The sequence below is a fragment of the Heliobacterium mobile genome (assembly GCF_009720735.1).
GTDB classification, from domain to species: domain Bacteria; phylum Bacillota; class Desulfitobacteriia; order Heliobacteriales; family Heliobacteriaceae; genus Heliobacterium; species Heliobacterium mobile.
In genome coordinates this window covers 1-23543 of sequence record NZ_WNKU01000015.1, presented here as the reverse complement: position 1 = coordinate 23543, position 23543 = coordinate 1, and the positions used below count along the sequence as shown (strand labels likewise).

The following is a 23543-nucleotide window of genomic DNA, read 5'->3' as shown; positions in this document are numbered from 1 at the left end:
TACTCCTATTTTTCCTCGAAGAAAATTTTTTAATCGGAGGGATTGTTCGTTGATAACCAATACCAAAAATAGTGTACTCAAAGGTGATTGCATTAAAGTCCTTAAATCCTTACCCGACAACTCCATCGACTCCTGCGTAACAGACCCACCTTACGGTCTCTCCAAAGAGCCAAACATCCGTGAAGTCCTATCCAGGTGGATGGCTGGTGAGGATTACACTCACCAGGCCAAAGGCTTCATGGGCAAGTCCTGGGACTCATTCGTCCCGGGACCCTCCATCTGGCGAGAAGTGTTTCGCGTACTCAAACCCGGCGGCCACATCTTGTGCTTCTCGGGAACTCGCACCCAAGACCTCATGACCGTCGCCCTCCGTATGGCCGGGTTTGAAATCAGAGATGTAATCGAATGGCTGTATACCAGCGGATTTCCGAAAAGTATGGACGTCAGTAAAGCCTTTGACAAACGAGCAGGGGTTGAACGACATATCATCGGCGAACGGGAAGTACCGGATAAGCGCAACGGCCACGGCAGGGCGTATGGCTCGTCGCTGTTTGCCGGGGAGCAGACGGGAAAGATCGTTCATCACATTACTGAACCAGCGACCGACCTCGCTAAGAAATGGGATGGATGGAAGAGTTCAATTAAACCCGCACATGAGCCAATAATCATGGCTCGGAAGCCGCTTGATGGTAACACAATCGAGAACGTAGAACGCTACGGCACGGGTGCAGTTAACATCCAAGAATGCCGAGTTCCATCGGACCAATCCGAAGAAGGCCGCTTCCCGGCCAACTGCGTAACGACCGATGATGACGAGTGGTACAGCCAATTCTTCAACATCACGCCCAAAGAAATCTCGAAAAAGTCCAGTAAAAAAGACCGCAACAGCGACTGGCAAGGTAATGTCATTGACCTCGAAGAACGGCGTACCTATCCCGGCACAGGGCGTGGCGTAATCAATAGCAAGTACACCATGGATGGCCGTGAGCGTAAGCCAGTGAAAAGCCGAAACCATCACCCAACCGTAAAGCCGGTCGATCTCATGGCATGGTTGATAAAACTGGTTACTCCGCCTGGAGGCATTGTCCTGGACCCATTCGGAGGAAGCGGCAGCACAGCGGTCGCAGCCAGAAAGAATGGATTTAACTTCATATTAATTGAACGCGAAGAAGACTACGCAGAAGTGGCAAGAGCGAGGGCGTGTTAATGGGGAACATGATTGATTACCGAAAGGCTCTGGTGTTGGCAGAAGGGGAAGCACGGTTGTTCGTCACCTTTATGAATAATGTAGTAGCACAACGAAAGAAGCACAATTTTTCACAACAGGACATCGAGTATTATCAACGGTTGGCGAAAAGACTTAACCTTCTCAAACGATGGGAAGCCGTCGATAAACAACATTCTGAAAGGAAGATTGCATAATGAAAATTGCTTTAACAGGGAAAATGCGTTGCGGTAAAGATGCTGTAGCAGATTATCTGGTGAATCATTATGGGTTCAAGCAGTTTGCCTTCGGTGATGCCATTCGTAACCTCTGTAAAGAACTGTTTCCCAACGCCAACGAAGACGGTAAGCCCCGTGCTCTTTATCAAGATGTCGGACAAGCTTTGCGTGATGTTGACCCCGACGTTTGGGTGAACTATGTATTACGGCAAATCGAAAGAGAAACTGGCCCGGATGATGATATTGTGATTACTGACCTTCGCCAATGGAACGAATATTTCTCATTACTTGAAGCTGGTTTTGATATAGTAAAAATCAATTCCTCAGCGACCACACGTATTCAACGCATGAAGCGACTGGGTGAGCAGATTGATCTGGCTCAGTTTAATCATGAAACCGAAAAGGCCGTTGATGAATTTGATGCTGACTTTGAGATAACTAACGAGGGTACGCTGAAAGAATTGCACTGCTTAATCGACAATGCTTTACTTCATATCAAAGAGGAGGCGGCCTAACTGGGGAAAGTCATTGATTTCTCCGCAAAGGAACGGCGATTGGATGAGGCCTATCCATTAGATAGCGAACGAGGAATCTATGCTTTGCTCACCCAACTGCACCATGTTGGGGAATCCCGGTTCCTCCGTGGTGATTACGACGCTAGTTTGCTATTGCTAGACTTAGCACAATCAATGGCAGAAGCAAACTTGACGCATCGCCAAAAGCAGGCGTTGAAGCTGGTGTTCATCCAAGACTTCATTCAAAAGGACGCAGCCCACTGGATGAACATCTCTCAACAGGCTGTCAGTGAACATGTTCGATCGGCTATTCAACGGATCGCTCTGGTTAATGAAGAGAAAGAGGTGGCGTGATGGTGTTCGCAGCAGAAGCCAATTATAAAGAGTCTTTCGCAAAAGCAGTAGCCCACCTGACTACTCAAGACATGCCGGTTCAATGGCGTATCAAGGCAGTGGATGATCTGATCGAGGCGTATGTAAAACAGGTGGGGGAAGTGCCCAACGAGCGTCAACTAGAACGGCTAACCAATTATATCTTACGAGATTCCAAAAACCAGCCGGATAAAGTAAGTAAAACCGAGTATCCAGAACTCAATGAAGCTCAATGGAAAGTTCGCTCAAATAGAGAAGTACCGTTGGAGCAAGTCGGCAATTTTTCCGTTGAAACGAAGCGGACAGGGATTAAGTTTAAGCATCGTGATAAGTGTAGAAGAATCGCATGATTACACTCTGTTAAATCAGGGAACGGATATCTTAAAGATATTCGAGGGTGTTCCTCAGAAATAGGTGAATCAATGGGTCTTAAAGCATGGTTGCTGCTTTTATTGAACATCTCACTAATCTTAGCGGGACAGACCCTTATACGATTGGAGTTAGACCGAATGGGCGGTTTTGAGTTTGCAAACTTACTCAAAGCCGCCACGTCTCCCGGTATTCTTGGTGGCGTGGTGTTACTTACTCTCGCCTTGCCGGTATGGTTCAAGTTGCTAACGATGGTCCCATTCAGCACAGCATTCCCGGCACAAGGGCTAATTCATTTCCTTGGAATTATCGTTGGTTGGCTGGTGTTTTCGGAGTATGTGCCCACGGTTAGATGGGTGGGTGGATTGTTCTTGATGATCGGTGCTTACCTTGTTTCTTTGAAGGGATAAAGTCGAGTGGGAGGAAGGAGAGGATCGCCTAACGGTGGTCCTCACATGAATCTATCTTTATTGAGGGAAGATACTTCTAGTAATGGCTCGTTTCGCATTTTTGAGTTCCAAACCAACTGGTATACTTTAGACGAGTCCATAAAAGAATGGGAGGAAAATAAATGATAGTTCATAACCTGCTGTTAAAGCTCCAGGATAGAAGTAGCGAAAGTATCGAAAATACGAGAAAACTACTGTTAAGCATGGGCGGAAGGATTGAGGTTATTCGCGACTTAAAAGTTTTTGTAGACATTCGTCATGCTGAGTCTTCGTATGATATTTCCCTTATTGCAAAATTTGATTCTATGGACGACTTCCAGACATACTTACCTCATCCGGTACATGTCGAGATTGGTAATCAACTTAAAAGCAAATTATCAGCCGCGGCTAACGTTTGTTACGAAGAGTAGACTTTTTGAAGTCATTTTCCATTGGAATTAAATTAACTTTACTTAGTAACGCTTCCTAGATAAGCTGTACCTGCCTCGCAACAAAGCAGGGAGGATTACAGAATGACAGAGTTTTATCAAACCGGCCTGGGCAGGAAGTTCTACGAACGGGATCTTCCGAAGATCGCTGAATCCCTGGCCACCATCGCCGAACAGCTGTCCCGATTGAATCAGAACATCGAGAAGCTCAACGAGAGCATGGCTAAGCCCGAAAAAGCTGAATAACGCCAACGCAGTCCCCCGGCAACGGGGGCTGTATCGCTCTTTGATAACTAAAAAATACCATGCCAAATAAGCGACGGTCGTGAGATTAAAGAACCCTCGCTTGATAAGTGGTCAGACGTAGACTCTGGTATGGATGTGCAGACTTCGCTGTTGGTCGTTGGGGCAAACTGCCCTTCTAGTATTGTCGCTTAAGTCTCCTTAAGAGCCAAGTTCACATGATGTTCACAGACCTTTCAGATCTCTTTCAGTTATTCTCTGTAATCTATAAACACAGAGTAAAACTAAACATCATCTGGGAGGTTATCAAAAATGAGTTCCGTAACCAATCAAACCCTTGTGAATCTGAATGGTAACAGTAAGGCAGCTTGCCGGTCCTCGGTCGGCAAAATAAAAGGCATAGTTTCAGTTTCGCTAGCATTTCTTGGATTGATTGTAACTGTAACCGGGCTGGGCCTCATGGTCGCTCCTCACGGACCCGCAGCTTCTCAAGGTTGGACGTTCCTTGGAATGAACGTTCCCATTATGAAAGATCTGCACATCTGGCTAGGATTCGGGATGGTCGCGTTTATTATCGGACATCTCACCCTCAATCTGAAAACTCTATTCGCTGAGATTAAACTCTTTTTCCGGTAAAACTTTGATACCCAGCCCCGTCAGTTTCGTTTCTGGCGGGGTTTTCTATTTTATTTGATGCCAGCTAATATTCGATAAACCACTCCTTATAATCTGGCCCATCATGCACTGGACCAAAATGAGATTATATGAAGCAAATGCTTGTCGTTGATTCGACGGTAAAGAATCACTGCGGAATTTAATTTTTAATTTTTATTGGAGCCGGTTATTACTCGATACCCATTCCTCCTTGCTGCTGGCCCATCATGCACTGGGCCATTATTGAGATATATGAATCGAATGCGTGTCGTGTTGATTTCAACGGTGAAAAATCATTTGCGGAATTAAATTTTTAATTTTTGTTAGGGGCCAGTTATTGCTCGATATTCATTCCTCCTTGATGGGCGGTTGCCGCAGTGACAGTATTGCTCTGGAGGAGGGAGAAGTCAACAAGAAGAGGTCCAATCTGTCGGAACTGAAAACAACCAGAAGCAATTAACTAAAAGATTTTATCTACATATTATATGATTTTTCGACAATTAGTTTTATATTTCTTCAAAGGAAAAATTATACCATGTGACTAATAAAAATAAGCAAAAGGATGGTGAATAAGCGAAGTAATGTCTTTTCATTATTTTCTGATTTAACAAGTACAGGGGGATTTAATTTTGAGAAACTTTCGTGTTATTATGATCCACTTAGTATTCTTTTTAATAGTGTTTACGTCTAAACCTGTTTTTGCGGCAGACATAAACGTAGAGGTAAATGGAGCGAAAGTAGATTTTCCCGATGCCAAGCCCTTTATTAATGAGGATAGTCGAACAATGGTCCCTATTCGTTTTATAACTGAAAAACTCGGAAGCAAAGTTCAATGGAATCAAGATACGCATACAATAAATATCCAGTATTATAATGACCAAATAAAATTAAGTATCGGTAGTAATCGTGCTTACATAAACGGAAAAACCATTGAGTTCGATACGAGAGCGGTAATTAAAGATGACCGTACCTTCGTGCCTTTACGTTTCGTAGCCGAAGCACATAATGCTAACGTAAATTGGATTCCTGATAGACGTACTGTTACAGTTCAAACAAAAGCAAGAATGAATGGCGATTTTAGAATCAACGTACCCGCCATGCCAAGCTTTGAAGAGGAAAAAGTAAAAATAAATAATGAAGTAACAGAACTAAAAGAAGCATTTAAGTCAAAAAACATTGAGCAAATTGTAACTCATTTTACACCTGACAAACGTGATTTCCTAAATTCGGAGTTTGGAAAAATGAAAAATATCCTTCCGGAGTTCGCGGATGCATTAAATAATTGGGAATTGACCTTATTATCCACTGAATATGGGTGGAGTAGTTTTCATCCCAGAACGGCCCAAGTTACTGTTTATAGAAATGGGAAAGAATATCATCTCGAAGTCGTTAAACTAGATAATAAATGGTATTTTGTTAATTTCTAAATCGTCGTATGTTGTGGAGTGAAAAGATTTGAAAAAACCAATTATTTTAGCAATAGGGCTGTCATTACTGGTTATTCCATCAACGGCGTATGGTTGGGGTAATGTATCAACGCATCCTGAAATTAACGCAAAGTCATATGAGTCTTTTATAAATAACTCAAATATTCCATTTACCAATAAAAAACAATACAAAGGCATTGGATATCCAGACGATATTCAAACAGGAGAAATATCTGAATATGGTCCTTTAGGACGATTTGAACGGTTGAAAGGAGAAATACCCCTAGAAGAAACACAAGAATTCTGGATTCGAGAGGGAGGATTTTCCGCAGATGAACCTGAAGCTTTAATGGGGATTCGTCATTTTTATGATCCTACTTTCAACAACGAAAGTCTTGGGTTTTTAACAGATCTAGATATAAAAGACGGGGATCCAAGTGGATATTCTCGTGGTGTGGGAACAAACGCTAAACAGTGGGCACTTAAAAAAAATATTAAGTCCTTACTAGAAACAAACCCGTACTCATGGGAATATGCACTAGAGTATTACAAAGCTGGTATGGAAACTGATAATTTAGTTGAAAAAAATTTGTATTTTGGAAAGGCATTTAGAGCCCTGGGACAAACAATGCACCTAATGGCTGACATGACTCAACCGGCCCATGTCCGAAATGATGGGCATAAGCAAGGAGAACCAATTGAAGACAATGTAACCGATACTTTAGTGAGTAACATTGCAAGCGAGCCACTACCGAATGAAGTAAATCAACTATTAAAGAATATTTCTAGCCCGAGTGAGTTATTTGATGTGGTTTCTAAATATACGAATAACAATTTTTACTCTAACGATACGATCTATAATAATGGTTCCGGTACAAAAGAGGACCCAATTATTTATCCGAGAAATAACAAGAAGAATTACCCATCGCCATATTTTAAGCAACTTACGTTGGATAATGACAACATTACGTACTACAAATATTTCGATAATAAAAAAGTGAGAATGGTTGAACTCTGGATGAAAGACGATATTGCGAGGGAAGAACAAATTGATGAGATAATCCCCACGTATAAAGTCCCCCCAGAGTTCGCTACAGATTATGCATCTGTACTTATACCCTTAGCCATTAAGTCCAACATGATATTACTTAACGAATTCTTTCCCAAGATGTATATTAACTTAGTACCGTCTAAAGAAAATGAAACTATAAGTGCGGAAATAATACATAACGCAGATAATTCTGGATGGAGAAAAGTAGGTCAAATAAAATATTCTGGAAAAGGTCAAATTAAAATTGATAATGATGTTAGAGAGGTAGAATTTATTAAAGGAAAAATGGCCCCTATTTCTCTAAGTAATATGAATTGGAACTCAATTAGCTTAACTGTTGATGCTGGTGGTAGATTCTATAGTAAGACTATTGCTAATACCGAATCGGGTTATAAACTTGCCGATCCTGTAAAACTTACAAGTCTAGAGGAATATCTTAGTAAACCAAGCCTCCGAAGACCATTTGATCTGATATTTGTTATAGACAGTTCGGGAAGTATGGGGCCGGGTAGTGGTGATGAGTATAACGGAGACTTAAATAATAACCGAATTTTAGCGACTAAAAATATTATCAAATCATTAAAGTATAACGATAGATCCGCAATAATTGATTTTGACACATCAGCGAAATTACTCCAGGATTTAACTTCAGATAAAGAAGCTTTAATTAAATCTGCTGACCGCATTGATTCAAGCGGAGGAACAGATGTTGAAACCGGATTAAAAGAGGCAATCAATCTTGCGAATACAATTCCGTTTAGCGACGACCGTAATCCACCGTTAGTTATTTTGTTAACAGACGGGAAAGATAATGAGAACCACATCGATAGTTATGAGCGTATAACCGATTTTGCAAAAAGAAATAACATTTATGTATATACAGTAAGTCTTGGAAAAACTCCAAACACTGGATTACTCAACAAGATCGCAAACGAAACCGGGGGGGAATATTTTACTTCAAGCACATCGGAAGAAATTGAACATATATTCGACTTAATATGTTTAAACCGAAGTATTAAGATAGTTTCAGACGATAATAAAAATAATATTCCGGATTGGATTGAAAGAGAAGTGAGAATAAATGGATATAAATATCAAAAGGAACAAAATGGGGTTTTGTTAGAAAAAAGCGAATCCCCAACGGACGATCTCTTAAATGATTGCGATGAAAAATATGGTAAAAATAATTGGGATATATTTATAAATTCTAACAATGGTATTGTAGTAAAACAAAAGAACTTATGAGAAAAATTACATTCCATCTAATGAGAGAAGGAGTTATTTCATAATATCAGCTTACGGGAGGATCGCTAAAGAGTAGTCCTCGTAATATTTTATCCGTAATCAAATCTCTCAGCAAAAAAACTATACTTTACTGTACAGCCATTTAGAGATAACCTACACCTGCCTCCTAGAAATCAGTCGATCTTGAACGTCGAAAGGAGCAGGTGTTTCTTTATGACTTCCCAACGCAACAAACCTGGACAGGGTAGCGTGTACCAGCGAAAAGATGGCTACTTTGTAGCCCAGGTCCACATCGGCGTAGACGACAACGGCAAAGCGAAGTACGCTCGCAGAACTTTCAAAACTGAGGGCGAAGCCCTACAGTGGCGTGATCAAGCTCTTGTAGAGTACCGTCAAGGAATCTTCGTAATTCCCACCACGGTGACCTTCGCGGAATGGCTGGACATCTGGCTCGAACAATATGTAAAGCCCAACGTGCGTCCTAAAACTTGGGAGTCCTACGAGTACATCACCCGGCTTCATTTGAAGCCGAAGTTGGGTAACGTGAAGGTTCAAGCTTTGCAGACAACGCAGCTTCAACGGCTATTGAATGAAAAGAGACAATCGGGCCTAGCAACAAGAACGGTCGAACTGATTCTCACTACCGCAAAGACGGCCCTCAAACAGGCAATCCATGATGAACTGATCAACAAGAACATAGCTGACCACGTCCGCAAACCTAAACCATCACCCAAGCCAATCAGTGTCTTTACCATTGATCAAATGAAGGAATTCATGTTTGTTGCCGAGGAGGATAGGCTTTGGATCGCCTTCAAACTGCTGCTCGGAACGGGGATGAGGGTAGGGGAGTTGTTGGCCCTAAAGTGGGGCGATATCAATTTGGAACGCGGTCACATCGACGTCACTAAGGGAACAGTGCTGGTCAAAAACGAACATGGCCCCAACAAGACCCACCAGATCATCCAGGAGCCTAAAACGAAAAACGGTTACCGGAGGATTCCGATAACCGAAGATCTGGTAAGGCAGTTGAAACGATGGCAAGTGCTCCAGTACATCGAGCGAATGGGTGAGGGCGAGGAATATGAAGACGATGGGCTGGTCGTAACAACGAAGAAAGGCCGGATGGTTAGCCAACGGAATTTGGCCACGAAATTCCATCGGCTGTTAGACAAAGCAGAAATCCCAAAGACCAATCTGCACTCGCTGAGGCATACGTACGCCACCCGGTTGCTTGAAGCCGGTGTTCATCCGAAGGTGGTTCAAGAACTGCTAGGACATGGCAGCATTAGAATTACGCTGGATACTTATAGTCACGTGCTCCCCGACGTCAAGAAACAGGCAATTGTTAAAATTGAGGGTATGTTAAGCCCGAGGAAGATGGGGAATATGGTCGGATAAGAAAATTTCTAAACTGAATAGAAAATTAAGATGTGAGATTAGAGGAGGCCCGTAGATTTCATTCGGCGAGGGAATACATTTAATTACCACAGGGACATAATTCGACAATTTTCTCAGCGGCTATTTATTATAATGGAATTAAATAAAAATTATCGATAAATCAGAAAAGTGAGGAGTATCGATATGCCGCATACCTCGCCGATAATGAAAACTGCACTAGAACTTTTTTGCCATGCAGTTGAACATTATGTTGAAGGAAAAGCTAGAGACTATCGTATTGCTGTATTGCATAGTGCCCATGCCATGGAGTTATCTACCAAGGCTGCCTTAGTAAAACATAACAAGTCTATATATAACGATAAAGGAAAAACAATTACTGTTCATGATGGCTTAAAGTTATTAAAAACTTTATGGGGAACCGATAATCTTCCGTATATGTCTAGAGTTGAGTTGTTAATTGACGAACGTAATGGTATACAACATCGATACGGAACTATAGATACTGTTACAATGGATTATCATTTAGAGGCTGCTTTTAATTTTATTGATGAAATATTACAAAAGGAATTTTCTGCAGATATTCATCGATTTATTAGGGAAAATGTTGAAAAGGACGTATGGATAAAGTGTAGATTTGTAAAGACTGAAGCTTTGCAAAACTTGGAAAGAGCGAAAGCTACAGTTGAATCAAACCCTACATTGGCATTATTAGATTCTATGAATATTTTAGAAGATACTCTATCAAATATTAACAAGAACGTCCTTTCAATTGCACCTATTGAACTAATTTTAATTAATTTCATGAAGGATGTTATTAAAGATCAAAATAAGAGAAACAAAATAATCGGCGAGATATCAGAGGTTTTTAATATCAGAAACCGAGTTGTACATTCTGAATATACACCAAACCGTGAAGAACTACACACAATAATAAACACAATACAAGAGTGTTTAAATCAACTTAACAAACCAGATAATAGAATGATAATAGAATCTGCTCTATTAGAATCCTTAAAAGAAAGAAATTCACTATTTGAAGGTTCTCTTAGAACGGCAAAGCTTTATGATGTTACATTTGAAATGATTAAGAATGTGGTTGATAACTTTTTTAATAATGAGATTTATGAATTTACTACAATTGAGCTTATAAAAACGATTAATAAAGGAAAATATATTGTGGGAAATCCGATTAACGCTACAATCGGAAGAATACTTGGTGAAGGAAAAGACATTCTGTTTATTCAACCTATCGGGAGAAAAAATGTGTTAGATGATGAGTCAAACCAAACTACCACTCAAACTTGGAAAATTATAAAAGAATAAACTTTCGAAAACTACTAAAGCGTCTGGCCCCCTAACTGCCAAGACGCTTATTTCTTTTGCCGCTTCGGCAATGGGGAGTGGCGTGGCCCGCACCGGGCCTCGTTAAACAACCATAACCCGCACCACAAAATCATCTCAACGAAAACGCAAAAAACCGCCGTCAGCACACTGCCTCCGTCGGTTTCCCCTGCGTACCGGGCCATTTCAACCCCATGGCTTCACCAGAGATGCCCCTCCGTAACTACCTCGGTAACCACATTTTGGTTCTCTCTTCCACCTGGTGATCCTGCTAACCCGCATATGTAGTGGAGCCGGCGACAGGACTTGAACCCGCAACCTACTGATTACAAGTCAGTTGCTCTGTTGGAAGACGGTCTTTCTTTGGGTAAGATTATAGACAATTTTTGAAAGTTTGAACAGAGAGTAAGTTTTGGGATATGAGGTCGGCGTTGGTTGGTAGAAGAAGGGATTAGTTTAAGGGGATATAGCGTTAAAAGGTCACCAGTTAAGGCGAGCTTTTTTGGTGTCAACGATTTCGTTTATGGGGCAGCGTTAGGGGGAACTACAGTGGGACTACAGAAAAAGCCCGCCGATGAAGGCGAGCTAAAAATTTACCTGCATAAATCTCTGGCTAATCTGGTTCGGGCTTGATAAGAATGTGAGTGACCTAGATTAAAAGTTGTACTTCCGATCATTCTGTGATAATGTCTACGGCCTTGAACATAGACCGCTGGTCCAGTTACACCACCATAAAAATGAATGTGGTTAACGCTTACCGAAGTACTACCAAAATAGCGGTGCCTGTGCCCTCGAATATTGGGTTGACATGACGTGGTACCACACATACGGTGTCGATGGCCTCTAGCTCGTCTGGTGAGAAACGAATATCTGTGGTTATGAATTTTAACCCCCTCCTTCCAGAGTAATAACTCCGATACACCATATTCTGGAAGTTGGTCTGAGGTGATAGTTGCTGGAACTATGTGTTCGCGAGGAAGCGATAACAGAGACATCTCATCATGCCGTACAATTCGGTTGGGGGAAGTGAACAATAAAGGTTGTCCCCTTATCACTTGATTCAATTTCCATTTTTGCTCCGTGTCGCTGAACTATACTGTTACAGATAGCTAATCCTAGTCCCGTTCCCGATTCTTTCGTTGTAAAGAATGGTAGTCCTATTGAACTCAATATTTCTTGTGGGATTCCAGGACCATAGTCTTTTACTATAAGTCGAAAATAACCTTTGTCAACTTCTGTTATTATCTCGACGCAAGAATTAATTGGGCTCGCTTCTAAAGCATTCTTTACGAGGTTCAGGATTAATTGTTTAATGTCCTTCTCGGAACACATAATGTCTATTGTTATATGGGAGGGATGGAACAATATCTGTTTATTTTCATTAAAAGCACTAGCCTGCATAAGTGGATACAATTCTGCGATAATATTATTTAAGTTGCTTGCTTTCATTTCTAACTGTTTAGTTTTCGATAATGATAAAAATTCTTTAATAATTTCATTAGCTCTATCTAACTCGGAAATCATTAAATCAAAATACTCACGTTCATCGGAATACTTTTCTTTCATTTGAAGTATTTGAAGAAAGCCTCGTACAGTCATCATCGGATTACGTATTTCATGACCAATGCCTCCAGCCATTTGACCGATAAGGTTTAAACGATCTAAACGGGCGATTTCTCTATCCATTTTTATCTTTTCTGTAACATCTATAAAGGAAACCAAGATTGAGGGTTCATTATTAAATAATATTTCTTCTGTCGAGACAAGTGCTTGTCGTATATCACCCAACTTTGTCTTATAAGTACAAGACCTAGAAGTTAGTTGTTTTTTACTATCACCGAATATTTCATCATGAGTTTCCCAATCCACAACTAATCCGAGTTCGATAGGACTATTTCCAATGGCTTCTTCTCTTATTACATTGACGTGATTACACCAACTTTTATTTACTTCTAGAAGTCGTCCGTCTTTTTGAGAACGAATAGCCATCATGATAGGGCTATACTGAAAAACTTTAGTGAACCTTTCCTCCGAAGAACGTAGTTCCTTTGTAATATTCTTCTGTTCAGTGATATCTCTTCCGACGGTTAGCCTAAATTGATTTGTGTTATCTGAAGTACCTGTCCATGAAAACCATCTATACTCACCGTTTTTACATAAATAGCGGTTTTCAAGGTTTTCAAAGGAAGAGCCTGAAGTAAGGAGTTTGCCTGCTTCTAGGGTTTTTAGTCTATCATTTGGATGAATTATATTTTCAAGGACGTATTGATTTGTCCAATTCATAATTTCATCTTGTGAATATCCAAGTATTCGGGATAGGGATTGGTTGGGCATGACAAGTCCATCAATAGAATAAACAATAAAAACATCTAACGAGTACTGAAAGAACTTTTCAAGGGCTAGATTTTTTCTTTTTTGTTTTTCAAGCTCGTTCTTTAGCTTTTTATTTTCTTCTTCCAGACTCATCAGAATCACCCGTTCATGTGGTTAATAATAACATTTTACATTGGGGTCTGAAAAAATAATGTCGGTTTATGTCGTAACGAATAGTTTTTGTTTTATTAGATTTTATCTTTTCACTTATCTAGCAATTTTTTTCTTAAAAACCCCCAGAACCCAGATAAAGCTACAGTAATCGCCCACTTCCGTTTGACCCCCGCTTTGGTATAATGGTATGGTTGTTTGCGTTGAAGGGCGTAGGTGGCGATGTGGAGGGCGGTCTTACAATTGGGTGTAGGAAGTAATTAGGTGAAAAAGCCGTATTCTCGTATCAACCAGCTTAATCTTCGAATAGGATAACAATTACTATGCTAATCTATCACTTCAACCACTATCTCGCACGTCTGGAGGTCCAGTGGTGGTAGGTAGTTTTTAACAAACATGAAAGGTTACAATAATCGATGAAGCTACTGGGATGGATCATTAACTCCTAGGAGTGTTTTCATTGTCTATTTTATTTTAGATAAAGAAAAAACCTAAGGTTTCACTTAAACCGACTTCGGGTGATTGCCCTAGATGTGGCAGTCATATTTATCGCGTCGAGGAGCTTTTTGATGTAAGTCTATGGTGTAAAAACTGTTGTTGGAGACAACGAGATTATAGTCTCAAAGAGTCTTCTCTGAACTGATTTATGAGTGAATTGCTCCTTGCCATCATCACACTTCAATTAAACTAAGAATATTATAATATTGTCATTGCATCTCTAAGTCCCATAGCGAATCATCCCGCCCCACTTTTGTGGGGTGTTTTTTTATCCTTCATCCGGGCTAGTGGGGAAGGGCGGTTATTGTTAGTTCTGAAAATAGTGTCAAATGAGGTACTTGAGGGCATAATAAAAGTAATTCCGATTATATTAGGAGGCAGAATGATGCCCTTAGATAGATTAATCGAAATAACTTCAATAATCGTAACAGTCGGTCTCGTAGTCTGGTTGGTTCCAAAGAATAAGATAAAAGACGCTACTGTAATTTTTTTATTTAAGCAGACGGTAACATGGATTTTAGGCCTTATAGTTGTTGAATGGAATCTTATCGAATATCCCACTCGTTTTTTACCTAATGCAACAAAATCCAGTTTAACTTTTGAATATTTAGTATATCCCGGTATATGCGTCTTGTTCAACTTGTTCTATCCAGAAAAAACTAGCTCTCTTAGACAATTAACTCATTACGCGGTATACACCTCGGGCATATCCGGATTTGAAGTAATACTCGAAAAATATACTAACACAATAATTTATATTCAATGGGCATGGTACTGGACTTGGATAACAATATTTTTAACGTTTTTAACGTCTCGTTTCTTCTATCGATGGTTTAGAGGTGATTTCTCTAATACAAAAATAGCTTAAATAATCGCCTGAAAATAACATTACCCACAACGCCCCCTACAACACCCCTCGTTCAATTCGACCCCATTCTAGTATGAACGGTATAGTCGGTCGTTTTCAAAGGACACAGGGCATTCTGTGGAGGCGGGTTTGAAGGGTGGAGGAAATAATTAGGTTAAATAGCCGTATTTTAGGTATTGGACGGTTCGAACCCAGTCTAATACCGTTAAACCGCCCGTCCTCACCTTACCGATAAGCCCGTTAATTGGCTAGTGGGGAGGGGCGGTTTTTTTGATGACTTGTAGAGATTGTTTTTCAAAGGTACAAAACAGCTAACCCGGACCTAAATACAGGACCGGGTCGCCAATCAGGAGGCTTACTCGTTGCGTTGATTAAAACATCCGGTTGGTTGGTTATTTGAACAACGCAACGAGCTTAGGATACCCTGTTAACTATAAGAAATACTCATACAACCGTTTTTGCGACTAAATATTAGCTCTGTTTTCAACGACAGATTCAGATTGCTGGTAAGTGTGTACGAGTTGTTCTTCGGGAATTTCATATGGCTTATACCATTCCCGCTTCACAGCCAACTCGGTTAGTGCAGTATGTCCCATTACAGCTTTACTTAGATTATCGGCAAACAACGCCCTAATCTCCGGAGTAGCGGATTCAAGTGTAGCTGTTAGATAGCCTTGGGCAACAGCTTTCTTACCCGCCAACATTTGATTTGCTATAGCCTGATCACCCATCTGGATACCGCTTTGGTTGCCTTCGCCCATTAATGAACTAAATAATGACGGCATTTCAGTTGTTCACCTCACCGACTTCAATAATGTTATTCTCATTTATAAACTGTTGAAACGACTTGATTGTTCCCTCAGTTTGAAGAATACCTGCCTCGTTTAATCTTCTTAACTCATCATCTTGAATCATCATCTGTAATGCTCTTGATTGGACCAAAGCATTGGTTTCCATTTGAAGCATCTCTCTAAGGGATAAGATTTCGCTCTCCGTTAATTTCCTCAAAAAGCTAATCCTCCTCGTTAATATTCCAAGCAAGGTTATCATGCCCTTATAGGGAAAGACTTAGAATTGGAAAAAGTTACAGGGATATTGATTTGAATTTAAGTTACAATGATTGGGTTTTTACCGAATAAAATAAATTAAGCAGTCGCCCATCTACATGGACTCTTCTATTTACGCCCTTACATAGGGGAGTCCGTTGCTGGTGGGCGATTGTGGTAGCGTATCTTTTTGAGGGATACTCGGGATAGTAAAAACTCAATCGCCCGTAGTCACTGTATCTCTTCCTCCTCAACAAAGGTATTAGTGAAGGCGGGCGATTTTTTGTCTATTTGGATTTTAATTAAAGTTTACAGCTTTTTTCGAACCGTAACAGTTACAACAATATATAGGTTTATGTCCTAGGGGTTTAAACGGAACTGTCGTTTGCGAACCGCACTCGGCACAAACAGATGGATATCTCGTTTGAGAAATCAATGCTTGCTTACCGATACGAGCCTTTCGTGATTCCCGGCATGCTCCACAGCGACCCGGACTATTCGTATACCCTTTAACTGAAAAGTCCTCTTGTTCAGAGGTTGAGAAGGTAAACTCAGAGCCGCATTCTTTACAGATTAACAGTTTGTCTTCAAACATAAAAACGTACCTCCTCATACATCGTGACATAGCTATGAGGTATTGTACTCTAAAGGTCGGTACTTTATTATCCATCGGTGGTAGAAATTGAACCAAAGATTAAACCTATTTCTGCAAAAATAAGTGCTCGTAGTGGATACGCTAATCTCAGGAGGTGACGGTAGTGCCCAATAATTACGAACCAACTCCTATACCCGGTAAAGTAGCAGAAGCCTTTAATACGTCTCTAATAAACGAGAAGAATATTGAATTTACGAGAAAAGTTCCAGCGGCCTCGCCGGTTGAGGGTGATAAGAGACTATTCGACTAGCGAGATCAAGCAGTCTGGCCAACGGCCTGCTGTTTTTCATTTTATCGGCTGCGTACTATCTACCCAACATCGCTTTTTGGCCGTAAAACCCTACTAAAAATCACCTAAAATTCCCCACATACCACAACACCCGCTGTAATGGCCTACGTCTGATTTGACCCCCGTTGTGATATGAATGGTATGGTTGGTTGCGTTGGAGAGCGTAGGGGGGGGATGTGGAGGGTCGGTTTTGTTGGGTGGAGGGAATTAATTAAGTAAATCAATCGTTTTCTGTAGCAAACTCTCTTTCCGCTTGATATTAATGACGTTATATCGCCTATCCTACGGCTTTCCTTTTCTCCCCTTTTGGGAGGGCTGGCCAGGATGGGCATTTTTTATGCCTTACGCACAGTTACCTAAAATACGAAGAATAATCGAATAACTATATAGCTACCTCGAATCCAAAAATACATACCCAAGTAGGTGAACCCCTTGCTTAGCAAAAAAACTACAGAGCTAACGAAACTAAACCGTGAAGAGTTGGTGGATGTTCTAAACAGGATTCCAGATGATGTTTTAGAGTTGCTCTATCTCGAAGCTATACTTAGAGACAAGCAAGGACACAGAAATCTTAAAAAGCTAATTATGGTTATTTATTCCGTAAAAAGGCGTAGAAGACATCAAATATGCTAGATCTGATTATGCAGCCCGAACACTTGGGGCTGCTTTTTTAATGGAATCTTAGTGAGTAGTACACAATTTTCTAAATTTTAATACCTTAGGGGTAAGATTACAACGAATTTAGTATTTAGTACGGCTAAGACCATTAACAATTAGTCGAATTACTATATAGGAATAGAGAGGTGAGTGCTTGTCATTAACACGAATATAAAAGAATTGTTACAATTTAGCATAAATCCTTTCCCTCGTTACATTCAAATATCTACGAAGTTCGTTTTTGGTCATGTCATCGCAATTCTTTGGACGTTATTATCTATCTATATTTCTATACCGTGGGTAATAGATTTATCAAAGAATGTTACATTACCCATCGCAATATTTGTTATTTCAGGAATTGCTTTTGTTCCAGGTTATCTTAACACGTTCATGGTGGTAAGTTTGTTACTCGATAAACAACCGAAGTGTAAGAACGAATATCCAATTACTGATGTTACGATATTAATCGCGGCACGGAATGAAGCAGAAAACATTAAAAGTACACTGAGCTACATTGCAAGACAAGATTATACGGGGAAAATAAAAGTCATTCTTATTGATAATAACTCCGTCGATGAAACCCGAGAAAAAGCAATCGAGGCGAGTGAAGAGTTGAATTTGGATCTTCTCGTTCTACACGAGGGTAGACCAGGTAAGTTCAACGCTCTTAACTGCGGTTTAAAAGAAGTTAAAACTGAAGTTATGATGACATTAGATGCCGACACACTGTTGCATGAATCTGCGGTACGCTATTTAGTCGCTCGAATAGAAAGTTCCCCCAAAGAAGTATGTGCGGTAGCTGGTTCTGTTCTCGTTCGAAATAGCCGGAAAAATCTACTTGCTAAGGTTCAAGAGTGGGACTATTTTCTAGGTATTGCCTCGATTAAACGCATGCAGGGACTATATCAAGGTACATTAGTTGCCCAGGGTGCCTATAGCCTCTATAAAACGAACTGTCTGAAAGAGGTTGGTGGTTGGCCCAACGCTATTGGAGAAGATATTGTTTTAACCTGGAATCTTCTGAAAAAAGGTTGGAAAGTATATTTTGAGCCTCTTGCAGTTGCATTTACAGAAGTTCCTATCAATCTGAAACATTTTGCACGTCAACGCTCCCGTTGGGCTCGTGGAATGATAGAAGCCCTAAAAAAAACAAAACCATGGCACCAACCGCGAATGTTCACTAAGTATCTTACAGGCGTGAATTTAGTTATGCCATTTACAGATTTCGTTTTTACGTTTGTTTGGATACCCGGATTGGTACTCGCTTTTTATGGATACTACTGGATTGTAGGTCCGACAACTCTATTTGTTATCCCCCTAACACTTCTTTCTTATCAAATTCTTTATATTTACCAGAGGTTAATATTTAGGAAATTGAACTTACGTATTAGAAAAAATAAACTTGGTTATGTTATATTTATTTTGTTTTATCAAATGCTGATGTCACCGATTTCTGTTATAGGGTATATTCAAGAATTAACTCAACTAGAAAGAGTCTGGTAATAGATTTTAACGTTCGAGCGGTCCTTTCTATAAATGAATAAAAGTCACTGCTTAATCTTATCTTGGACGCATCATAGACGCTTCGAAATCTTCATCAGGCATTAAACCTTTGAAAGAGATCTTACTAGTAACGGAGAGGTCGCTTTTTTAGTTTATACTATTCGTGTTAAGATAATGCAGGGAGAAACGAGAAGGGGCGGTTTTAGTGGTTATTGATAAGTTTTAGAATCGTCAAATCTTAACCTGTTTTGTTATATTTATTATTTTTACACAACTAGCCCACCTCGAAAAAAATATTCTAGATAATACAAATATAATCGAAGAAAAGGCTTCAGTTTACACCCGAGCTAGCAGAACAACGTAACTGTCAAACTTGCGATACAGTTTTTTCTTCGGTATTGGAACCAATGCCATTAACAGTTGCGATAGCCATGCTGCGGTGGTTTCCCGCTGTAGCCGATGGGCTTCCTTAACCATTGAACGTATTTCAGCAACCTCCCAACCAAGAGTGGCGAAAAAGGCAGGTCCTTCTTCCGGTTCAAAATGAAATCTTGAGACGTCATCAACCTTCGATTGGAAAATCAGTCTGGACAAAGCTGGTGTCATTAGGTCCATAAGCCACCAAGCAAAATTGGTTTGTTGGTGTAGACTTTCGGCCAAGGTCCTCACATTTTCTTCAGATAAAGATGTTAGTAGGCTTTCACTGAGAACGAGTACTTTTTTGTTCCCTAAGCCAACTTCAGAAAAAAGACTTTTTGCTGCAGAGTCATTCGATAAATCCGTTCTTACCGTATAAAGTTCACAGACAGGTTTTACCCCGGCTAGTTTTTCTTCTTTATACACGAGAATATCTGGTAGGTCAACTTCTATCCAACGGAAGATAGCTGGTAGATTCAGTCGGTAGGGACGTGTATCTAATCCTGCTCCTAAGTTAAGTACAGTGTCTACCTCATATTCCTTGATCAAACGAAGAATTATTTCATCAAGAATACACGTCCGAACTGATACGGATAATGAACCGTGTTTATCGTAGGGCGAACTTTTAGCAAGATACTCTCCGCGACCACCGGCTAGGAGTTCAGCATAGGGATCACAGAAAAGGGCATCATGTCGCCGACTTTCTTTTCCTCGGAAATAAGCCATCAAATAAGCAGTTTCAGAAGCATTCTCGATGGAGAAGTCTTTATTAGTTGTATTTTGAACGCCAAAATTATGTTTCGTCATTACCATAACTTTTCCTTATTATTATTTTAGACTAGTTAGATTTTTTTAGTATCTAACATACAGAGAGAATTTATTCTTTGACTAGAAGCGTTAACAAGGATATCGGATCCCTCATAAGATAACTCGGGGTGTAACGATGCTTAGCATTATCAACGATTCCGTTCGTTTTCCCAAGGCGTTAGCTACCGTAAGAACAATTACAAAACTTATAATACAAGTCCTTACCGTGTACCAAACTTCCGTGGCCATTTAGGGTATAGACTATGAATGACCTCCTAGCGATCTCGCCGTTATTGGCGGGGTCGTTTGTATTTAATGAGGGATCCCGTAAAGATTTTTGAATACAGGGCACTATAGACTTCAGAGGTGATGCAAATGGAAGGTGAAATCGGTTTAAACCGTGATCCAGTCGCAATCGTTAAACACTTCGCCAATGATCGAAAAAAGACAGTAAATGAGCTAACGCAATTTATTGCTCAGGCTAACGCATCAGGCTTATCCGTTCCCGATGAGGTCATAATTCTCCTTGACGAAAAAAGGTTAGAGTTAGAAGACTTGACTGAAACCCTGGCCGACGTCCAGATGATGGATAACCAACTTCAATAAACGCAGCGACTTTCGCCACCACTGGCGAGGTCGTTTTTTTTGCGTTTACATAGAAGATGAGTTTTTCGTGGGATAAGTGGTAAATTTCAACTATCACAGACATTAATGTAAAAAAATTAGTATCAAATTACAAGTTTCGACATTATTCTTATTCTTTGGGTTTTATAATATTAACTGTGACACTTCTGCATATACGGAGGAGAAACCATGGATAAATATTTCCAAGATATCTCAAGATATTTGTCAAAATCGGTAAATGGAACACAAGAAACATATGAAACTTATCTTTATGCATTACGATTTTGGTGTACATCGTTAATTACTTTCTTTATTATTAGCACCGTTACATTGTTGCTCGGTGTCTTTGAACTTGCTTTAATTTCCTCTGTTTGTTCAGCGCTTGTTAGAATTACTGCTGGCGGAGCACACCACAAAAAAATAGAAACTTGCGTTATAATGTCATCACTAGTGCAAATACTATTGGCTTACATTGTCGGCAATTACTTATCAAATATTGACCCTTGGGTCGTTTGGATAGTTACATTGATATCTACCGGTTTTATAATTTTTTTGTATGCTCCAACTGAAGCAGTAACTAGACCAATAAGCCAAACCGATAAAGTAAAATTCAAAAAAATATCTTTTATATCATTCCTTTTTGTAATTATGTTATTAGCTTTTGCTATTGTCTTAGAATACAATTCAATTGCTGTTGCAGGATGTATAGGCCTTATTTGGCAATGTTATACTATGACAAAGATAGCTTTCAGAATAAACTCTTTAATTGATAGAATTATTGATAACGTTATATTACTAAAGAACAGCACCCCCTGCACATAAATGTTCCCAAAATCTTGTTGATAAAGGGGGTGGATATGAGTGAAGTGGAGAATCCTTCAGATATTAGGAACGGTTTTAGTATTTTTGGCGAGTATAGGAAGTGCTTCTGCCTGTAATACCTTTGGATATATGCCAGAGACACCTAATTGCTTAAAAAAAATAGAATAAGGTGAACAGATATGCGCAGTTTGTGGGTGCTGTTTCTCTATCTGATTTTTGAACCAGGCATCCTACTATTTACCGGGTTAAGTGTACTTAATAAAGACATTATTAATTGGAAAAGATTTGCTTCATTTTCTATCATAACGGGAATTGCTGAGTGGATGATAAGAAATTATATAATAATAAACTACGGTTTTGGTTATCATGTATTACCTATCTTATTAGTACACATAATACTTGGGATTACATTGTTGAATATGGAACGTATAACTGTTATAAACTCAATTTTAATTGGCTTTACATTATTAATTGGAATAGAAAGTATTATAGTCCCATTGTTAGCGAAAACTTTTGGCAGTCTTACTATAATACTTTCACAACCTGTATTACATATATCCGGGGGTTGGATAATCGGTTGTTGTTTAATTACAATCGGTTTGGGGGTTAAAAATGTTATTAGAAAATACACATAGTGAGGTTAAGGAAAAAGACTCGTCTGAAAAGGTCCTGCAAATTGTTATATTGCTTGTTGCTTTAATTACTTTAATTTGTTCAATTATACTTTATTACAGTCTATTTACAAATGGAGGCCTAACTTTAGGTGAAAACACCAATGTTCTATATATAAAAGACTATGGAATCTCAATTATATTAGTGTTCTTGATTTTGGTGCTTTCGCTATTGATTAGATTAAAAGATATATATATAATTTTGTCGCAAAATATCGAGCTCAAAAGAATTGTTGAAGGATCTAAATTGCTTCTAGAACATCATCACTCGGTGCAACATGAGTTCTTAAATCATTTACAAGTTATTTTCGGGTATATTCAAATAAATCATCCAGAACTTGCTTTAGACTATATTAACAATTACAACATTCGCCTACGTCAAGGGCTAAAAATTGATAACATTGCCCGTTTAGAGGTGGCGGCAATTATCTTAAATAAGATGACTACAGTATTGGGAGAGGGAACGTGTTTCAAGCTTGATATAAAAGATAACTTAGACAGATTACCTCTTAATACACATGAGGCTGTCAGCTTGATAGGTAACTTAATTCAAAACGCTTTAGAAGCAGTAAATAAAAAAGATGAAGAAGAAAAACTTGTTGAAATCATAGTTGACTCAGATGATGATGCTTTATTTATTAAAGTAAGCAATAATGGTGCCGAAATTCCCCCAATTATTAAAGAAAGATTGTTTGAAACAGGATTTACGACAAAAAATGAAAAAGGACATGGAATTGGATTATCTATAATCAAATCAATTGTTGAAAAATATAATGGGAAAATAGTTGTTGAAAGCAATAATGTGACTACATCGTTCACAGTTTACATACCGATACCACAAACCGTGAGAAAACGATTGTACCCCACCACCCACAGCCCACCTATTGAATAGACAGGCAGTTTAGCCCATCGTGGTTGGACTGCTTTATTTTTTTCAAGGACGGTGGCTCAATGACAGTAAACATCGGTGAAATATCAGTTAACCGCATCGTAAGCGCTCAATAAACCGGCGCATGGTCACGCTGAACCAAACATGCGACAATACCTCCATGAGACAGAACAGTCGAATGGAGGTTATTTACTTTGACGAGGCGCGAAAAACAAGCGCTTGTGGCCGAATGCAGAGCCAGCGGGTTGACCGCCAAGGCCTGGTGCGAGGAGAAAGGTATTGACTATCGTCAGTATGTGATCCCCCTGTGTTAGGCTAGTTGACGCAGGACCTAAAGGATTATAATTATAAAAAGCCTTTAGGGAGGACGTACACATG

General features: G+C 39.7%; 27 protein-coding genes. 21 read left to right on the top strand and 6 right to left on the bottom strand.

The annotated features are described in order from the left end of the window. Nucleotides 1-49: 49 nt before the first annotated feature. The 13 genes from GJ688_RS12605 (at nucleotide 50) to GJ688_RS12545 (ending at nucleotide 10917) form a co-directional block, all read left to right on the top strand. Nucleotides 50-1207 carry a DNA-methyltransferase gene (locus GJ688_RS12605; RefSeq protein ID WP_155476909.1) on the top strand — a complete coding sequence of 386 codons (1158 nt, stop codon included), beginning with the start codon at nucleotides 50-52 and terminating at the stop codon, nucleotides 1205-1207. Next, entirely contained in the window at nucleotides 1207-1422 is a 216-nt protein-coding gene (locus GJ688_RS12600) for a hypothetical protein (RefSeq protein ID WP_155476908.1), read from the top strand. The genes GJ688_RS12605 and GJ688_RS12600 overlap by 1 nt, the downstream gene beginning before the upstream one ends. Continuing rightward, nucleotides 1422-1958, top strand: coding sequence for an AAA family ATPase (locus GJ688_RS12595; RefSeq protein WP_155476907.1), 537 nt, complete (start codon nucleotides 1422-1424; stop codon nucleotides 1956-1958). Before GJ688_RS12600 ends, GJ688_RS12595 begins: the two co-directional genes overlap by 1 nt. Before the next feature lie 39 nt (nucleotides 1959-1997). Continuing rightward, a complete protein-coding gene (locus tag GJ688_RS12590) occupies nucleotides 1998-2312 on the top strand; it encodes a sigma factor-like helix-turn-helix DNA-binding protein (protein ID WP_235910960.1) in 315 nt (104 codons plus the stop codon). After that, nucleotides 2312-2680, top strand: a complete 369-nt coding sequence (locus tag GJ688_RS12585; protein ID WP_207708810.1) for a hypothetical protein — start codon at nucleotides 2312-2314, stop codon at nucleotides 2678-2680. The genes GJ688_RS12590 and GJ688_RS12585 overlap by 1 nt, the downstream gene beginning before the upstream one ends. Before the next feature lie 159 nt (nucleotides 2681-2839). Then, on the top strand, nucleotides 2840-3109 hold the full coding sequence (locus GJ688_RS12580; RefSeq protein ID WP_155476905.1) for a hypothetical protein: 270 nt from the start codon (nucleotides 2840-2842) through the stop codon (nucleotides 3107-3109). Between the two features lie 161 nt (nucleotides 3110-3270). Beyond that, nucleotides 3271-3558 (top strand): Dabb family protein, encoded by a 288-nt coding sequence (locus tag GJ688_RS12575; RefSeq protein ID WP_155476904.1) that lies wholly within the window; start codon nucleotides 3271-3273, stop codon nucleotides 3556-3558. Nucleotides 3559-3660: 102 nt separating this feature from the next. Then, a complete protein-coding gene (locus tag GJ688_RS12570; protein WP_155476903.1) occupies nucleotides 3661-3822 on the top strand; it encodes a hypothetical protein in 162 nt (53 codons plus the stop codon). A gap of 309 nt (nucleotides 3823-4131) precedes the next feature. Further along, nucleotides 4132-4455: a DUF4405 domain-containing protein gene (locus tag GJ688_RS12565; RefSeq protein ID WP_155476902.1), complete on the top strand. Its 324-nt coding sequence runs from the start codon at nucleotides 4132-4134 to the stop codon at nucleotides 4453-4455. Nucleotides 4456-5102: 647 nt separating this feature from the next. Continuing rightward, complete coding sequence (locus tag GJ688_RS12560) at nucleotides 5103-5900, top strand: copper amine oxidase N-terminal domain-containing protein (RefSeq protein WP_155476901.1); 798 nt, start codon at nucleotides 5103-5105, stop codon at nucleotides 5898-5900. A 28-nt stretch (nucleotides 5901-5928) separates the two neighbouring features. Continuing rightward, on the top strand, nucleotides 5929-8196 hold the full coding sequence (locus GJ688_RS12555; RefSeq protein WP_155476900.1) for a VWA domain-containing protein: 2268 nt from the start codon (nucleotides 5929-5931) through the stop codon (nucleotides 8194-8196). A 213-nt stretch (nucleotides 8197-8409) separates the two neighbouring features. Further along, complete coding sequence (locus GJ688_RS12550; RefSeq protein ID WP_155476899.1) at nucleotides 8410-9594, top strand: tyrosine-type recombinase/integrase; 1185 nt, start codon at nucleotides 8410-8412, stop codon at nucleotides 9592-9594. 183 nt (nucleotides 9595-9777) lie between these two features. After that, nucleotides 9778-10917: a hypothetical protein gene (locus GJ688_RS12545; protein WP_155476898.1), complete on the top strand. Its 1140-nt coding sequence runs from the start codon at nucleotides 9778-9780 to the stop codon at nucleotides 10915-10917. 611 nt (nucleotides 10918-11528) lie between these two features. Here GJ688_RS12545 and GJ688_RS21580 read toward each other — a convergent pair. After that, nucleotides 11529-11930 (bottom strand): YmaF family protein, encoded by a 402-nt coding sequence (locus GJ688_RS21580; RefSeq protein ID WP_155476897.1) that lies wholly within the window; start codon nucleotides 11928-11930, stop codon nucleotides 11529-11531. Nucleotides 11931-11934: 4 nt separating this feature from the next. After that, nucleotides 11935-13401 (bottom strand): ATP-binding protein, encoded by a 1467-nt coding sequence (locus tag GJ688_RS12535; RefSeq protein ID WP_155476896.1) that lies wholly within the window; start codon nucleotides 13399-13401, stop codon nucleotides 11935-11937. 820 nt (nucleotides 13402-14221) lie between these two features. On the opposite strand from GJ688_RS12535, the gene GJ688_RS12530 reads away from it, so the two are divergent. Further along, nucleotides 14222-14785 (top strand): CBO0543 family protein, encoded by a 564-nt coding sequence (locus GJ688_RS12530; RefSeq protein WP_235910959.1) that lies wholly within the window; start codon nucleotides 14222-14224, stop codon nucleotides 14783-14785. Nucleotides 14786-15249: 464 nt separating this feature from the next. Here the strand turns inward: GJ688_RS12530 and GJ688_RS12525 are convergent, their stop codons facing one another. The 3 genes from GJ688_RS12525 to GJ688_RS12515 all read right to left on the bottom strand — a co-directional run bounded on the left by GJ688_RS12525 (nucleotide 15250) and on the right by GJ688_RS12515 (nucleotide 16426). Then, nucleotides 15250-15570 carry a spore coat protein gene (locus GJ688_RS12525; RefSeq protein ID WP_155476895.1) on the bottom strand — a complete coding sequence of 107 codons (321 nt, stop codon included), beginning with the start codon at nucleotides 15568-15570 and terminating at the stop codon, nucleotides 15250-15252. A 1-nt stretch (nucleotide 15571) separates the two neighbouring features. Beyond that, entirely contained in the window at nucleotides 15572-15793 is a 222-nt protein-coding gene (locus tag GJ688_RS12520; protein ID WP_155476894.1) for a hypothetical protein, read from the bottom strand. A gap of 336 nt (nucleotides 15794-16129) precedes the next feature. Continuing rightward, the gene (locus GJ688_RS12515) at nucleotides 16130-16426 is read right to left on the bottom strand and encodes a zinc-ribbon domain containing protein (protein ID WP_155476893.1); all 297 of its coding nucleotides are present in this window, start codon (nucleotides 16424-16426) and stop codon (nucleotides 16130-16132) included. 1156 nt (nucleotides 16427-17582) lie between these two features. On the opposite strand from GJ688_RS12515, the gene GJ688_RS12505 reads away from it, so the two are divergent. Then, nucleotides 17583-18935 (top strand): glycosyltransferase family 2 protein, encoded by a 1353-nt coding sequence (locus tag GJ688_RS12505; protein ID WP_328597366.1) that lies wholly within the window; start codon nucleotides 17583-17585, stop codon nucleotides 18933-18935. A gap of 336 nt (nucleotides 18936-19271) precedes the next feature. On the opposite strand, the gene GJ688_RS12500 is transcribed toward GJ688_RS12505, so the two are convergent. Next, the gene (locus GJ688_RS12500) at nucleotides 19272-20159 is read right to left on the bottom strand and encodes a class I SAM-dependent methyltransferase (protein WP_170291942.1); all 888 of its coding nucleotides are present in this window, start codon (nucleotides 20157-20159) and stop codon (nucleotides 19272-19274) included. Nucleotides 20160-20534: 375 nt separating this feature from the next. Here GJ688_RS12500 and GJ688_RS12495 point away from each other — a divergent pair, with 375 nt between their 5' ends. The 6 genes from GJ688_RS12495 (at nucleotide 20535) to tnpA (ending at nucleotide 23479) form a co-directional block, all read left to right on the top strand. Beyond that, entirely contained in the window at nucleotides 20535-20765 is a 231-nt protein-coding gene (locus tag GJ688_RS12495; RefSeq protein ID WP_155476890.1) for a hypothetical protein, read from the top strand. A 207-nt stretch (nucleotides 20766-20972) separates the two neighbouring features. Then, entirely contained in the window at nucleotides 20973-21605 is a 633-nt protein-coding gene (locus GJ688_RS12490; RefSeq protein WP_155476889.1) for an accessory gene regulator ArgB-like protein, read from the top strand. 39 nt (nucleotides 21606-21644) lie between these two features. After that, entirely contained in the window at nucleotides 21645-21773 is a 129-nt protein-coding gene (locus GJ688_RS21575; RefSeq protein ID WP_155476888.1) for a cyclic lactone autoinducer peptide, read from the top strand. 11 nt (nucleotides 21774-21784) lie between these two features. Further along, the gene (locus tag GJ688_RS12480; RefSeq protein WP_155476887.1) at nucleotides 21785-22240 is read left to right on the top strand and encodes a hypothetical protein; all 456 of its coding nucleotides are present in this window, start codon (nucleotides 21785-21787) and stop codon (nucleotides 22238-22240) included. Beyond that, nucleotides 22218-23168 (top strand): sensor histidine kinase, encoded by a 951-nt coding sequence (locus GJ688_RS12475; protein WP_155476886.1) that lies wholly within the window; start codon nucleotides 22218-22220, stop codon nucleotides 23166-23168. Before GJ688_RS12480 ends, GJ688_RS12475 begins: the two co-directional genes overlap by 23 nt. Nucleotides 23169-23359: 191 nt before the next feature. After that, nucleotides 23360-23479 (top strand): IS66 family insertion sequence element accessory protein TnpA, encoded by a 120-nt coding sequence (tnpA, locus tag GJ688_RS21570; RefSeq protein WP_407928955.1) that lies wholly within the window; start codon nucleotides 23360-23362, stop codon nucleotides 23477-23479. Nucleotides 23480-23543 lie beyond the last annotated feature (64 nt).

Coding starts and splice junctions, on each gene's coding strand:
- GJ688_RS12600 (WP_155476908.1), top strand. CDS start 1,207: ATGGGGAACATGATTGATTACCGAAAGGCTCTGGTGTTGGCAGAAGGG.
- GJ688_RS12595 (WP_155476907.1), top strand. CDS start 1,422: ATGAAAATTGCTTTAACAGGGAAAATGCGTTGCGGTAAAGATGCTGTA.
- GJ688_RS12585 (WP_207708810.1), top strand. CDS start 2,312: ATGGTGTTCGCAGCAGAAGCCAATTATAAAGAGTCTTTCGCAAAAGCA.
- GJ688_RS12580 (WP_155476905.1), top strand. CDS start 2,840: ATGGGCGGTTTTGAGTTTGCAAACTTACTCAAAGCCGCCACGTCTCCC.
- GJ688_RS12575 (WP_155476904.1), top strand. CDS start 3,271: ATGATAGTTCATAACCTGCTGTTAAAGCTCCAGGATAGAAGTAGCGAA.
- GJ688_RS12570 (WP_155476903.1), top strand. CDS start 3,661: ATGACAGAGTTTTATCAAACCGGCCTGGGCAGGAAGTTCTACGAACGG.
- GJ688_RS12565 (WP_155476902.1), top strand. CDS start 4,132: ATGAGTTCCGTAACCAATCAAACCCTTGTGAATCTGAATGGTAACAGT.
- GJ688_RS12550 (WP_155476899.1), top strand. CDS start 8,410: ATGACTTCCCAACGCAACAAACCTGGACAGGGTAGCGTGTACCAGCGA.
- GJ688_RS12545 (WP_155476898.1), top strand. CDS start 9,778: ATGCCGCATACCTCGCCGATAATGAAAACTGCACTAGAACTTTTTTGC.
- GJ688_RS21580 (WP_155476897.1), bottom strand. CDS start 11,930: ATGTCTCTGTTATCGCTTCCTCGCGAACACATAGTTCCAGCAACTATC.
- GJ688_RS12535 (WP_155476896.1), bottom strand. CDS start 13,401: ATGAGTCTGGAAGAAGAAAATAAAAAGCTAAAGAACGAGCTTGAAAAA.
- GJ688_RS12525 (WP_155476895.1), bottom strand. CDS start 15,570: ATGCCGTCATTATTTAGTTCATTAATGGGCGAAGGCAACCAAAGCGGT.
- GJ688_RS12515 (WP_155476893.1), bottom strand. CDS start 16,426: ATGTTTGAAGACAAACTGTTAATCTGTAAAGAATGCGGCTCTGAGTTT.
- GJ688_RS12500 (WP_170291942.1), bottom strand. CDS start 20,159: ATGACGAAACATAATTTTGGCGTTCAAAATACAACTAATAAAGACTTC.
- GJ688_RS12495 (WP_155476890.1), top strand. CDS start 20,535: ATGGAAGGTGAAATCGGTTTAAACCGTGATCCAGTCGCAATCGTTAAA.
- GJ688_RS12490 (WP_155476889.1), top strand. CDS start 20,973: ATGGATAAATATTTCCAAGATATCTCAAGATATTTGTCAAAATCGGTA.
- GJ688_RS12480 (WP_155476887.1), top strand. CDS start 21,785: ATGCGCAGTTTGTGGGTGCTGTTTCTCTATCTGATTTTTGAACCAGGC.
- GJ688_RS12475 (WP_155476886.1), top strand. CDS start 22,218: ATGTTATTAGAAAATACACATAGTGAGGTTAAGGAAAAAGACTCGTCT.